Source organism: Micromonospora sp. NPDC004551 (assembly GCF_040609975.1).
GTDB lineage: Bacteria > Actinomycetota > Actinomycetes > Mycobacteriales > Micromonosporaceae > Micromonospora.
Window position 1 is genome coordinate 129421 of sequence record NZ_JBEXLM010000015.1, and the last position, 13103, is coordinate 142523.

At 74.8% G+C, this 13103-nt stretch carries 12 protein-coding genes; 7 read left to right on the forward strand and 5 right to left on the reverse strand.

Translation table 11 applies throughout. From position 1 onward, the window contains the following. Positions 1 to 3 precede the first annotated feature (3 nt). From ABZW14_RS19400 to ABZW14_RS19420, 5 genes are read right to left on the reverse strand one after another with little or no spacing between them, the layout of a single operon-like run. Positions 4 to 1092 carry a uroporphyrinogen-III synthase gene (locus tag ABZW14_RS19400; protein WP_355348011.1) on the reverse strand — a complete coding sequence of 363 codons (1089 nt, stop codon included), beginning with the start codon at positions 1090 to 1092 and terminating at the stop codon, positions 4 to 6. After that, a complete protein-coding gene (gene nirD, locus ABZW14_RS19405; RefSeq protein ID WP_189195451.1) occupies positions 1093 to 1440 on the reverse strand; it encodes a nitrite reductase small subunit NirD in 348 nt (115 codons plus the stop codon). It abuts the gene before it with no gap. Beyond that, on the reverse strand, positions 1437 to 3950 hold the full coding sequence (gene nirB / locus ABZW14_RS19410) for a nitrite reductase large subunit NirB (protein ID WP_355348014.1): 2514 nt from the start codon (positions 3948 to 3950) through the stop codon (positions 1437 to 1439). Before nirB ends, nirD begins: the two co-directional genes overlap by 4 nt. Then, positions 3947 to 5431: an FAD-dependent oxidoreductase gene (locus ABZW14_RS19415; protein ID WP_355348017.1), complete on the reverse strand. Its 1485-nt coding sequence runs from the start codon at positions 5429 to 5431 to the stop codon at positions 3947 to 3949. Before ABZW14_RS19415 ends, nirB begins: the two co-directional genes overlap by 4 nt. Further along, positions 5428 to 7536: a molybdopterin oxidoreductase family protein gene (locus ABZW14_RS19420; protein WP_355348020.1), complete on the reverse strand. Its 2109-nt coding sequence runs from the start codon at positions 7534 to 7536 to the stop codon at positions 5428 to 5430. The genes ABZW14_RS19415 and ABZW14_RS19420 overlap by 4 nt, the downstream gene beginning before the upstream one ends. Before the next feature lie 148 nt (positions 7537 to 7684). Between ABZW14_RS19420 and ABZW14_RS19425 the strand changes: the two genes are divergently transcribed. From ABZW14_RS19425 to glmM, 7 genes are all read left to right on the forward strand, one after another. After that, positions 7685 to 8380, forward strand: coding sequence for a class I SAM-dependent methyltransferase (locus tag ABZW14_RS19425; RefSeq protein WP_355348023.1), 696 nt, complete (start codon positions 7685 to 7687; stop codon positions 8378 to 8380). 77 nt (positions 8381 to 8457) lie between these two features. Beyond that, on the forward strand, positions 8458 to 8718 hold the full coding sequence (locus ABZW14_RS19430; RefSeq protein WP_355348026.1) for a DUF6364 family protein: 261 nt from the start codon (positions 8458 to 8460) through the stop codon (positions 8716 to 8718). Further along, on the forward strand, positions 8696 to 9001 hold the full coding sequence (locus ABZW14_RS19435; protein ID WP_355348029.1) for a hypothetical protein: 306 nt from the start codon (positions 8696 to 8698) through the stop codon (positions 8999 to 9001). Before ABZW14_RS19430 ends, ABZW14_RS19435 begins: the two co-directional genes overlap by 23 nt. Positions 9002 to 9123: 122 nt before the next feature. Beyond that, positions 9124 to 10494, forward strand: a complete 1371-nt coding sequence (locus ABZW14_RS19440; protein WP_355348032.1) for a nitrate/nitrite transporter — start codon at positions 9124 to 9126, stop codon at positions 10492 to 10494. Between the two features lie 191 nt (positions 10495 to 10685). Then, positions 10686 to 11129 (forward strand): 50S ribosomal protein L13, encoded by a 444-nt coding sequence (rplM, locus tag ABZW14_RS19445; RefSeq protein ID WP_091262713.1) that lies wholly within the window; start codon positions 10686 to 10688, stop codon positions 11127 to 11129. Between the two features lie 20 nt (positions 11130 to 11149). Further along, positions 11150 to 11614: a 30S ribosomal protein S9 gene (gene rpsI, locus ABZW14_RS19450; protein ID WP_088991922.1), complete on the forward strand. Its 465-nt coding sequence runs from the start codon at positions 11150 to 11152 to the stop codon at positions 11612 to 11614. Positions 11615 to 11730: 116 nt separating this feature from the next. Beyond that, a complete protein-coding gene (gene glmM / locus ABZW14_RS19455) occupies positions 11731 to 13086 on the forward strand; it encodes a phosphoglucosamine mutase (protein WP_355348035.1) in 1356 nt (451 codons plus the stop codon). Positions 13087 to 13103 lie beyond the last annotated feature (17 nt).

Below are 13103 nucleotides of genomic sequence, written 5' to 3' on the forward strand. Positions count from 1 at the left end.
GGGTCAGTCGACCCGCAGCCGGTAGCCGCGCTTGACCACGGTCTGCACCACGCGGGGGGCGTCGAGCCCGACCCGCAGGCGGGCGACCGCCATCTCCACCGCGTGCTCGTCCGCGCCCCGAGGCAGGGTACGCAGCAGGGCGGTCCGGGAGAGTACCTTCCCCGGCGCGGCCGCGAGCGCCCGCAGCACCGCCATCGGGGCCGGCGCGAGCGGCCGCAGCTCGCCGTCCACCACCGCGGCGTGGCCGCGCAGGGTCAGCAGGTGCCCGCCGGCCTTCACGGTCACCGTCCGGCGGGGCAGCTCGTCGACGATCGTCCGGACCAGGGCGCCGAGCCGGGCCCGGTTCGGCGCGCTCACCGGCACCCCCCGCCGCACCAGTGGCTCGGCCGTCACCGCGCCGACGCAACTGGCCAGCACGTCCCCGCGCAGCGCCGCCAGCACCGTCTCGGTCCGGTCACCGGCCGCCCGGAGCAGCGCCTCGGCGGCCGGCGCGGAGGTGAACGTGACGGCGTCGACCATCCGCCCGGCGACCAGGTCGATGAGCCGGTGCAGCGGCGCGGGGTCGGTCGGCGGCGCCCAGCGGTAGACCGGCACCTCGATCACCGTGGCCCCGGCCGACTCCAGCGCCTCGGTGCACTCCGGCTGCCGCTCACCGTGCAGTTGCAGCGCGACGACCTGGCCGGCCACCCCGCGCCGGACCAGATGCTCGACCACCTCGTCGCAGCTCTCCGAGGCCGGTGACCAGTGCTCGCGCAGCCCGGCAGCCCGGATCGCCCCGGTCGCCTTCGGACCGCGGGCCACCACGTACGCCCGGGACAGCACACCGCGTAGCGGCTCGGCCAGCCCCCAGCCCTCGGCCGCCTCCAGCCAGCCGCGCATCCCGATCCCGGTGTTGGCCATCAGCACGTCCGGCGGGCGCTCCAAGCAGGCGCGGGTGGCCTCGCGCAGGTCGGTGTCGTCGGCCAGCGGCACGATCCGCAGCGCCGGGGCGAGCACCACGCGCGCGCCGCGGCGCTGGAGCAGCGCGGCCAGCTCGTCGCGCCGCCGGTCGGCGGTGACCCCGATGGTGAAGCCCGCCAGTTCCTCCCGCATCTACTCCTCCTGTCGCAACCGCACCTCGACCAGGCCGTCCCGGCAGCGCACCTCGTGCCGCCGCAGCGCCACGCCGGGGAGGTCCAGGCACCGTCCGGTGGTCAGGTCGTAGACCTGCTTGTGCAGCGGGGAGGCGAGCGTCGGCAGGCCGCCGCGGCTGCCCACGATGCCCCGGGACATCACCTGCGCGCCGCCCACCGGGTCGAGGTTGTCGACCGCGTACAGCTCGCCGCCGGTGCGGAAGAGGGCCACCTGCACCCCGTCGACCAGGGCGGCCACGCCCCGGTCCGGGTCCAGCCGGTCGAGCGGGCAGACGGCCGTCCAGGCCAGCATCGTGGGGGCGCTCATCGCCGTACCTCCGGGAGGCCCAGCGCGACCGGCCGCCGGCGGCCGTCGGCGTCCCGGGCGGGCACCGGCTGGCCGCGCTCCACCGTGAACGTGATGGACGGGTCGGGCACGTCGGGGGCGTTGACGAAGGAGGTGAAGCGGCGCAGCCGCTCCGGGTCCTCCAGCACGTCCCGCCACTCGTCGGAATATCCGGCGACGTGCCGGGCCATGGCGGCGTCGAGGTCGGCGCAGAGGCCGAGCGAGTCGTCCACGAGCACCGACCGGAGGTGGTCCAGGCCGCCGTCCATGGCCTCGATCCAGGCGGCGGTGCGCTGCAACCGGTCCGCCGTGCGGATGTAGTAGATCAGGAACCGGTCGATCAGCCGGATCAGCGCCTCCGTCGACAGGTCGGTGGCGAACAGGTCGGCGTGACGCGGCCGGAAGCCGCCGTTGCCGCCGACGTAGAGGTTCCAGCCGGTCTCGGTGGCGATGACGCCGAAGTCCTTGCTCCGGGCCTCGGCGCACTCCCGAGCGCAGCCGGAGACCGCCGACTTCAGCTTGTGCGGGGCGCGCAGCCCCCGGTAGCGCAGCTCCAGCGCCACGGCCAACCCGACCGAGTCCTGCACGCCGTAACGGCACCAGGTCTCGCCGACGCAGGACTTGACCGTGCGCAGCGCCTTGCCGTACGCGTGGCCGGACTCGAAGCCGGCGTCCACCAGCCGGCGCCAGATCTGCGGGAGCTGCTCGACCCGGGCGCCGAACAGGTCGATCCGCTGCCCGCCGGTGATCTTGGTGTAGAGGCGGAAGTCGCGGGCCACCTCGCCGATCACGATCAGCTTCTCCGGGGTGATCTCGCCGCCCGGGATCCGGGGCACCACCGAGTAGCTGCCGTCGCGTTGCAGGTTGGCCAGGAAGTGGTCGTTGGTGTCCTGGAGGGACGCCCGCTCGCCGTCGAGCACGTGCCCGGTGCCGAGCGAGGCGAGGATCGAGGCCACCACCGGCTTGCAGATGTCACAGCCGCGCCCGCGCCCGTGCTCGGCGATGAGCTGGGAGAAGGTGCGGATGCCCCGGACCCGGACGAGGTCGAACAGCTCCTGCCGGCCGGCGTCGAAGTGCTCGCAGAGCGCGCGGGACTGCGCCACCCCGGCGGCGTCGAGGAGCTGCTTGAGCATCGGTACGCAGGAACCGCAGCTCGTGCCGGCCCGGGTGCACGCCTTGAGCGCCGGCACGTCGGTGGCCCCGCCGGCGATGGCCGTGTCCAGGTCGGCCCGGGTCACCGCGTTGCACGAGCAGACCTGCGCGGCGGCCGGCAGCGCGCCGGCCCCGGCGCCCGCACCGCCCGCCGGGGCCAGCAGCGCCAGCGGGGGAGCGGGCAGCGGCCCGCCGACACTCGCCCGCAGCGTGGGGTACGCGCTCGCGTCGCCCACCAGCACGCCGCCGAGCAGCGTCGTCGCGTCGTCGGAGAGGACCAGCTTCGCGTACGCCCGGGTGGCCGGATCGGTGAAGGTGACGTCGAGGCAGCCGGGGGTGACGCCGTGCGCGTCGCCGAACGAGGCCACGTCGACCCCGAGCAGCTTGAGCTTGGTGGCGGTGTCCGCGCCGGGGAAGGTGGCCGCCCCGCCGAGCAGCCGGTCGGCGACCACCTCGGCGGTCGCGTAGCCGGGGGCCACCAGGCCGTGGCAGGTGCCCTCCACGGCGGCGCACTCGCCGACCGCCCAGATCCGCTCGTCAGCCGTCTGGCAGCCGGCGTCGACCAGCACCCCGCCGCGCGGCCCGAGTGGCAGACCGGCCGCGCGGGCCAGCTCGTCCCGGGGCCGGATGCCGGCCGCCACCACGACCAGGTCCGCCTCGACGGTGCGGCCGTCGGCGAGTTCCAGCGCGCCGACGGCCCCGTCCGGGCCGGGGCGCAGCGCGCTGGTGGCCACCCCGAGGTACGTCGTGACGCCCAGCTCCTCGACGTAGCGGCGGAGCATCGCCCCGCCCGCCTCGTCCACCTGCACCGGCATGAGCCGGGGCGCGAACTCCACCACGCTGGTGGAAAGGCCCAGCAGGCGCAGCGCGTTCGCCGCCTCCAAGCCGAGCAGCCCGCCCCCGATCACGGCCCCGGTGCGCCGGCCCCCGGCGTGCGCCCGGATCGCCGCCAGGTCGTCCAGCGTGCGATAGACGAAGACCCCCGGCAGGTCGGTGCCGCCGATCGGGGGCACGAACGCGGCCGAGCCGGTGGCCAGCACCAGCGCGTCGTACGGGTGCTCGCCGGCCGCGGTCCGCACCACCCGCCGCGCCCGGTCGACGGTCAGCGCCGGCTCGCCCAGCCGCAGCTCCACCCCGTCGTCGGGGGTGTGCAGGTTCAGCTCCTCGGCGCTCGTACCGTCGAAGAAGGCGGAGAGCCGCACCCGGTCGTACGCCGGCCGCCGCTCCTCGCCGAGCACCGTGACCCGCCAGCGCCGCTCCTGATCCCGGGCCCGCAACGCCTCGACGAAGCGCTGCCCGACCATGCCGTTGCCGACGACCACCAGCCTGCCGCCGCTCATCGCCTCACCTCCACGCGGTCCATCCCCGCTCTCGGTTCCTGCTGTCCCGGCGCCGGATCCACCTCGGCGAGCCACCCGGCGATGCCGGCCACCGCGTCCCGGCAGCCGCCGCACCCGGTGGCCGCGCGGGTCGCCGCGGACAGCTCCGCGACGGTCCGGGCACCGGCGCGCCAGCACGCCACCAGCGCGCCCTTGCTCACGTCGTTGCACTGGCACACCGTGGCCGCGTCCGGCATCAGCGCCGGGGACGCGGCGGGGGCGGCCGGTGCGGCGCCGAACGCCCGCCCGAGCAGCAGCGAGCGCCGGTCCGCCGGCACCGGCGCGCCCCGGTCGAAGAGCTGCACCACGGTGCCGACCGCCGGGTTGTCGCCGAGCAGGATCGCCCCGGTCAGCCGCTCGTCGCGGATCCGCAGCCGGGCGTACGTGCCCCGGGCCGGGTCGGCGAAGGTCAGCTCCTCGACCGGCCCGCCCCCGTCCGGCGTGCCGGCCGCGTCGCCCATCGCGGCGAGGTCGATCCCGGCCGCCTTGAGCCGGGTCACCACCGGCCGGGGCCGGTAGCGGACCAGCGGGTCGCCGCCGGTCAGCACCTCGGCCACCACCCGGGCCTGCGCCCACGCCGGGGCGACCAGCCCGGTCAGCGTCCCGTCGTGCTGGGCGCAGTCGCCGATGGCCGAGATCCGCCGGTCGCTGGTACGCATCCGGTCGTCCACCACCACCCCCCGCTCCACGGCCAGCCCGGCGGCGGCCGCCAGCGCGGTGTCCGGGCGTACGCCGCAGGAGAGGACCAGCAGGTCGGCCGCGAGCGAGTCGCCGTCGCCGAGGTCGAGGCGGACGCCGTCCGCGTCGGCGGCCACCCCGGTCGCCGTGACCGCCAGCCGGGTGCGTACCCCGAGCCCGGCGAGGGTGCCGGCGAGGACCGCTCCGGCCGGCTCGTCGAGCTGCCGTTCCATGAGGTGGCCGACGGGGTGCACCACGGTCACGTCGAGGCCCCGGGCGGCGAGCCCGCGGGCCGCCTCCAGCCCGAGCAGCCCGCCGCCGAGCACCAGCGCCCGGCGGGCGCCCCGGGCGGCGGCGAGGATGCGCCGGCAGTCGTCCAGGGTGCGGAACGGGACGACCCGGTCGGGCAGCGGGTCGAGCCCGGGCAGCGGCGGCACGAGGGCGCGGCTGCCGGTGGCCAGGACCAGGTGGTCGTAGCGGTGCCGGTCGCCGTCGGCGGTGCGTACCTCCCGGGCGGCCCGGTCGATCGCGGTGACCGCGGTGCCGGTGCGCACGTCCGCGCCCTGCCCGGCGACCTCGACCAGCTCCACGTCCGGCTCGTCGATCTTCCCGGCGAGCAGCGTGGAGAGCAGGATCCGGTTGTACGCCCGGTGCGGCTCGGCCCCGAGCACGGTCACCTTCCGGTCCCCGCCCCGGGCGTGCAGCTCGGCGGCGAGGCGGGCGCCCGCCATGCCGTAGCCCACGATCACGATGCGCGCGGTCATGCCTTCTCCACCCGTACGGCGCAGATCTTGAACTCGGGCATCCCGGAGACCGGGTCGACGGCGTCGTTGGTGACCGAGTTCGCCCGCGCGGCGCCGGGCCAGTGGAACGGCGCGAAGACCGTGTCCGGCCGGATCGCCGGGCTGAGCCGGGCCGGCGCGCGCAGCTCACCCCGGCGGGACACCACCCGGACCTCCTCGCCCTCGGCCACGCCGAGCCGGCCGGCCAGGTCGGGGTGCAGCTCGACGAAGCCACCGGGGGCGGCCCGGCGCAACGCGGCGACCCGCCGGGTCTGCGCGCCGGACTGGTAGTGGGCGAGCACCCGGCCGGTGGTGAAGTGCAGCGGGTAGTCGGCGCAGACCGGCTCGGCGGCCGGCCGGTGGGTCACGGCCCGGAACCGGGCCCGGCCGTCCGGGGTGGGGAACCGGTCGGCGAAGAGGCGCGGGGTGTCCGGTCCGTTCTCGTCGGGGCAGGGCCAGAAGACGCCGGTGCCGGTGTCGATCCGGTCCCAGCTGACCCCGGCGTAGTCGGCCGGCCCGCCGGCCGAGGCCCGGCGCAGCTCCTCGAACACCGCCGCCGGGTCGGTGGGAAACGCGCCGGGCGCGCCGAGGCGGGTGGCGAGGGCGGCGAGGACCGCGAGGTCGGTGCGGACGCCGGAGGGTGGTTCGCGCAGCGCGCGGCGGCGCAGCACCCGGCCCTCCAGGTTGGTCATCGTGCCGTCCTCCTCGGCCCACTGGGCGACGGGCAGCACCACGTCGGCCAGCTCGGCGGTCTCGGAGCGGAGGAAATCCGCCGCCACCAGCAGGTCCAGGTCGCGCAGCCGGGACTCGACCCGGGCCGCGCGGGGCGCCGACACCACCGGGTTCGAGCCGAAAACCAGCAGCGCCCGGGGGCCGTGGGCGGTGCCGAGCGAGTCGAGGAGCTGATAGGCCGGTACGCCCGGTCCGGGCAGCGCCGCGGGGTCGACGCCCCACACCCCGGCCACGTGCTCGCGGGCCGCCGGGTCGTCGATCCGCCGGTAGCCGGGGAGCTGGTCGGCCTTCTGCCCGTGCTCCCGGCCGCCCTGCCCGTTGCCCTGCCCGGTGAGGCAGCCGTAGCCGGAGCCGGGGCGGCCGGGCAGGCCCAGGGCGAGCGCCAGGTTGATGAACGCGGTGACCGTGTCGACGCCCTTGGCGTGCTGCTCCGCGCCGCGGGCGGTGAGGATGATCGCCCGGTCCACGGTGGCCAGGGCGCGGGCGGTCGCCTCCAGGTCGGCCACCGGCACCCCGGAGAGCCGTTCCGCCTCGGCCGGCCAGCAGCCCGCCACGGTGCGCCGGACCTCGTCGAAGCCGGTGGTCCGGCCGGCCACGTACGCCCGGTCGAGCCAGCCCTCGGTGAGCGCGATGTGCAGCAGCGCGTTGGCCACGGCCAGGTCGGTGCCGGGCAGCGGTTGCAGGTGCAGGTCGGCCTGGCGGGCGGTGGCGGTGAGCCGGGGGTCGACAACGATCAGCCGACCGCCCCGCTCGCGCTGGTCGGCGAGGTGGCGCATGAGCGGCGGCATCGTCTCGGCCGGGTTCGCACCGACCAGCAGCAGGGTGTCGGCCCGGCCCAGGTCGGCGAGGGGGAAGGGGAGCCCCCGGTCGACGCCGAAGGCCCGCAGCCCGGCCGCCGCGGCCGAGGACATGCACCAGCGTCCGTTGTAGTCGATGTGCCGGGTGCCCAGCGCCACGCGGGCGAACTTGCCCAGCGCGTACGCCTTCTCGTTGGTCAGCCCGCCGCCGCCGAAGACCGCCACCGCGTCCCGACCGTGCCGCTCCTGGATCGCCCGCAGCCCGGTGGCGACCCGGTCTAGCGCCTCGTCCCAGGTGGCCGGGCGCAGCTCACCGCCGGGCCGGTCGCGCAGCAGTGGAGTGGTCAGCCGGTCCGGGTGGTCGAGCAGCTCGGCGGCGGTCCAGCCCTTCTGGCAGAGGCCGCCGCGGTTGGTGGGGAAGTCCCGGGGCGCGACCTCGACGCGCTCCCCGTTCTCGCGGAGCACGATGCCGCACTGGAGGGCGCAGTACGGACAGTGCGTGACCGCCTCCCGGGGTCGTGCCCCCGGTTGCGTCGCCAGGCGTGCACCGTCTGTCATGTCGGAAAAGCGTGCCGTCAGGCGGTTTCCGGTCCGGGTCCCTTCTGTTTCGGTCCTGTCAAGAGCACCTCACACCGCACGGGAGTGACGGGCCGGTCGGCAAGGCTTAGAATATGGGACAATGATCTCGAATATTGGGAGGCACGCGATGAGTGTGGCGGACGCGTTCGACGCGGTGGCGGGCAGCTACGACGCGGCCCGGCGCCGGCTGGTGCCCTGCTTCGACGCCTTCTACGCCACTGCGGTCGAGGTGGCCGCCCCACCGCTGCGGGCGGCGCTCGCCGCGGGGCGTACCCCCGAGGTGCTGGACCTGGGTGCGGGCACCGGCCTGCTCTCCCTGCTGCTCGCCGCGGCGGTCCCCGGCGTCCGGCTGACCCTTGTCGACGGTGCGCCCGGCATGCTCGCGGTGGCCACCGGTCACCTGACCGCCCGCCGGGTGCCCCACCGCACCGTGCTCACCGACCTGGCAGATCCCCTGCCCGCCGGCCGCTACGACGCGGTGGTCTCCGCGCTGGCCATCCACCACCTGGACGACGGCGGCAAGCAGGCGCTCTACCGTCGGGTGGCCGGTGCGCTGGCGCCCGGTGGTGTCTTCGTCAACGCCGAGCAGGTGGCCGGCCCGACCCCGGCCCTGGACCGGCGCTACGACGAGGTCTGGACGGCCCGGATCACCGAACTGGGCTCGGACGCCGCGGAGATCGCCGGGGCCCGGGAGCGGATGCGCCACGACCGGCCCGCGCCGGTGGCCGACCAGTGCCGGTGGCTCACCGAGGCCGGCCTGGTCGACGTCGACTGCTTCTTCAAGGAGTGGCGTTTCGCGGTGTTCGGAGGCCGCCGTCCCTGAGCGTGCCGGGTGTCCGGTTCGATGACGGGTGCGAGCGGGGATGACTGGCGGTCATACCCATGGGTAATCTGTCCGGCATGACCGCCAAGGTGACACTGTCGTTCTCCGACGAGACGATCGAGGAGGCGCGCCGGTTCGCCAAGCGGGAGGGCCTCTCCCTCTCCGCCTGGATGGACCAGGCCGCCCGGGAGAAGGCGCTGCGCGAGGTCTTCACCGCGCACGCCGAGGCGGTCGCCCGCGCCGGCCTGGACCTGGAGTCCGCCGCGCTGGCCGACGCGCAGGAGGCCGCGCTGGTGGACGACGCGCTGTTCGGCGGTGGACGCCCGCGTGTTGCGTAGGGGAGAGGTCTGGCGCATCTCCGGCGCCCGGGAACGGCTCGGCCTGGTCATCAGCTCCGACGTCTACAACTCCACCGCCGTGCCGATCGTGATCGTGGTCGAGGTGGTCGAGGAATCGCTGCTGCGCGACTCGCCCCTGGCCGTGTCCATGGGCGGCTACGTGGTGATGCCCGACCGGCTCTCCTCGCCCATGAAGAAGTGGTTCACGGAGTGCGTGGACGTCGCCGACACCGAGACCATGCAGCGGGTCGGCCGCGCGCTGCGCATCCTCCAGGAGATCTGAACGCTTCACCGCCGCCCGCCGGCGGACGTGCGATATCCGTTTCCCCACCGACCCGCGACGGGCACGGCCGGGAAACGGCCCGTTCCTAACGTCCTCCTCGTCATCGACGAGGAGGAGACGCCGTGAGCACGCTCGCTTCCGCCACCCTGGCCCCGGCCGACGCCGGCCGGCCGGGGCGGATCACCGAATGGCGCCCGGAGGACCCGGAGTTCTGGGCCACGACCGGGGCGCCGGTCGCCCGCCGCAACCTGTACGTCTCGATCTTCGCCGAGCACGTGGGCTTCTCCGTGTGGAGCCTCTGGTCGGTCATGGTGCTCTTCCTGGGCCCCGAGTACGGCATCGACCCGGCCGGGAAGTTCCTGCTCACCGCGGTGCCGGCGGCGCTGGGCGCGGTGCTGCGGCTGCCGTACACCCTGGCGGTGGCCCGGTTCGGCGGACGGAACTGGACCATCGTGAGCGCGCTGCTGCTGCTGGTGCCGGCCGTGCCCATGGCGGTGCTGATCGAGCCCGGCGTGCCGTACGCCACACTCATGGTGCTGGCCTGCCTGACCGGCGTGGGTGGCGGCAACTTCGCCTCCTCCATGGCGAACATCAACCTGTTCTTCCCTGAGCGGCTGAAGGGCCGGGCGCTCGGGCTCAACGCCGGCGGCGGGAACCTCGGCGTGCCGGCCGTGCAGCTCGTCGGGCTGGCGGTGCTGGCCACCGCCGGGGCCGCGTACCCCCGGCTGGTGCCCGCGGTCTACCTGCCGCTGATCGTGCTCGCGGCGCTGGCCGCGGCGCGCGGGCTGGACAATCTCCCTGGGGTGCGCAACGAGCCCGGCGCGCTGCGCACGGCGGCCCGCGACCCGCACACCTGGGTGATGTCCCTGCTCTACGTCGGCACCTTCGGCTCGTTCATCGGCTTCGGCTTCGCCTTCGGCCAGGTGCTCCAGCTCCAGTTCCACGACCGGTTCCCGACCCCGGTCGACGCCGCCTGGCTGACCTTCCTGGGGCCGCTCATCGGGTCGCTGGTCCGGCCGTTCGGCGGCCAGCTCGCCGACCGGCTCGGCGGGGCCCGCGTCACCTTCGCGAACTTCGTGGCCATGGCCGCCGGCGCCGCGCTGGTGCTGTACGCCGCCCGGGACCGGTCCTTCCCGCTCTACCTGACCGGGTTCCTGGCGCTCTTCGTCTTCTCCGGGATCGGCAACGGGTCGACGTACAAGATGATTCCGGCGATCTTCCGGGCCCGGGCCGCCGCCGAGGCGGAGCTGACCGGGGACCGGGAGACCGCCGAGCGGCGGGCCCGGCGGCTCTCCGGAGCGCTCATCGGCATCGCCGGGGCGGTCGGCGCCTCGGGCGGCGTGCTGGTGAACGTGGCGTTCCGGCAGTCGTTCCTTGCCTCCGGGACCGCTGACGCCGCCTACCTGGCCTTCATCGGCTGGTACGCGGTCTGTTTCCTGGTGACCTGGGCGGTGTATCTGCGGCCGGGGCCGCGTAAACTGGCCGGCGTGTGACCTCCGCCATGGGAAAGGCGCAGGCCACGCGGGGTGACACCCCGTTTTGACCTGCCGCCGGGCGGCCGGGTATCGTTGCCTGCTGTTGTACGACATTCTTAGGCGTGCCGCATCAGGTACGCTTGGTCGTTCGTGCGCGCCTGGTCACCTCGGCGCGCGACCCCAGACCGACGACGAGACAAGGTAGACCTGTGCGTACGTACAGCCCGAAGCCGGGTGAGATCGAGCGTCAGTGGCACGTCATCGACGCCTCTGATGTCGTGCTGGGCCGCCTCGCGACCCACGCCGCCACGCTGCTGCGTGGTAAGCACAAGCCGACTTTCGCGCCGCACGTCGACACGGGCGACTTCGTCGTCATCGTGAACGCGGGCAAGGTCGCGCTGACCGGCAACAAGCGCCAGACCAAGATCGCTTACCGCCACTCCGGCTACCCGGGTGGTCTGAAGCAGGTCGGCTACGACGAGCTGCTGACCAAGCGGCCCGAGCGGGCCATCGAGCTGGCCGTGAAGGGCATGCTCCCGCACAACAAGCTGGGCCGCCAGATTCTCAAGAAGCTGAAGGTCTACGCCGGTGCCGAGCACCCGCACGGCGCGCAGCAGCCGGTGCCGTTCGAGATCAAGCAGATCGCGCAGTGAGCGCGGGCGAAGGAAGCAGCATGACCGACATCACCGCCACCGAGGTCGCCCCCGAGGCCACCGAGGCGCCGGCGCCCGTCGCGCGCGCGCCTCGTGGCGACCGCCCGATCCAGACCGTGGGTCGGCGCAAGGAGGCCATCGTCCGGGTCCGCATCGTCCCGGGCAGCGGCAAGATCACCTGCAACGGCCGCGACCTCGAGGCCTACTTCCCGAGCAAGGTGCACCAGCAGCTCATCAAGGACCCGCTGGTCACCGCCGAGAAGCCCGAGGCCTTCGACGTGATCGCCAACCTGCGGGGCGGCGGCACCACCGGCCAGGCCGGCGCGCTGCGGCTCGCCATCGCCCGGGCGCTGATCGTCAGCGAGCCCGACGACCGCCCGGCGCTGAAGAAGGCCGGCTTCCTGACCCGTGACGCCCGGGTCAAGGAGAGCAAGAAGTACGGCCTCAAGAAGGCCCGTAAGGCTCCCCAGTACTCGAAGCGCTGATCACCACCAGCGCCTTGTACTTCTGACGGACGGCCGGGTCCGCCTCCCACTCCGGGAGGTGGCCCGGCCGTTCCGCTTTCTCCTCTCATCGGCAGTTTCATCGGAGGTTGGCGGGTATGGGTCGGTTGTTCGGCACGGACGGGGTACGCGGGCGGGCGAACGCGGATCTCACCCCGGAGTTGGCGCTCGCGGTCGCGGTGGCCGCCGCCCACACGCTGGCCGAGACCGACAAGAGCCATCCCCCGCTCGCCGTGGTCGGCCGGGACACCCGGGCCAGCGGCGAGATGCTGGAGGCCGCCGTGGTCGCCGGCCTGACCAGCGCCGGCGCCAACGTGGTCCGGGTCGGCGTGCTGCCCACCCCCGCGGTGGCGTTCCTGACCGCCGAGGCCAAGGCCGACCTGGGCGTCATGCTCTCCGCCTCGCACAACCCGATGCCGGACAACGGCATCAAGCTCTTCGCCGCCGGCGGGCACAAGCTGCCCGACGAGATCGAGATGCGGATCGAGGCCGCCGTCGAGGCGAACGCCACCACCGCCTGGGAGCGCCCGATCGGCGCCGGGGTCGGCCGCGTGCACGACCTGCTCGACGGCGCCGACCACTACGTCCAGCACCTGGTCGGCACCGTGCCGCACCGGCTGGACGGCATCAAGGTCGTGGTCGACTGCGCCAACGGCGCGGCCGCCGAGGTCGCCCCGGTGGCGTACCGGGAGGCCGGCGCCGAGGTGATCGCCATCTACGCCGAGCCGGACGGCCTGAACATCAACGACGAGTGCGGCTCCAACCACATCGAGGCGCTCCGCGCCGCCGTGGTCGAGCACGGCGCGCACCTCGGCATCGCCCACGACGGTGACGCCGACCGCTGCGTCGCGGTCACGGCCGACGGCGAGGAGGTCGACGGCGACCAGGTCATGGCGATCCTCGCCCTGGCCATGCGGGAGGCCGGCGAGCTGACCCGGGACACCCTGGTCGCCACCGTGATGAGCAACCTCGGCCTGCGGCTGGCCATGTCCGCGCAGGGCATCCGGCTGGTCGAGACCAAGGTCGGCGACCGGTACGTGCTGGAGGAGCTGCGCGCCTCCGGCCTGGCGCTCGGCGGCGAGCAGAGCGGACACATCGTGATGCCGGCCTACGCGACCACCGGCGACGGTGTGCTCACCGGCCTGCACCTCATGTCGCGCATGGCCGCCACCGGCAAGTCCCTCGCCGACCTGGCCGCCGTGGTCACCAAGCTGCCCCAGGTGCTGATCAACGTGCCGGTCGGCGACCGCACCGTCGGCGCCGCCGCGCCGGCCGTCCGGGCCGAGGTGGACCGGGCCGAGGCCGAGCTGGGCGAGACCGGCCGCGTGCTGCTCCGCCCGTCGGGCACCGAGCCGCTGGTGCGCGTCATGGTCGAGGCCGCCACCGAGGCGACCGCCCGCTCGGTGGCCGAGCGCATCGCCGAGCAGGTCCGCAGCGCCAGCCCGGTCGCCTGACCCGGCCGCTCGCGCGG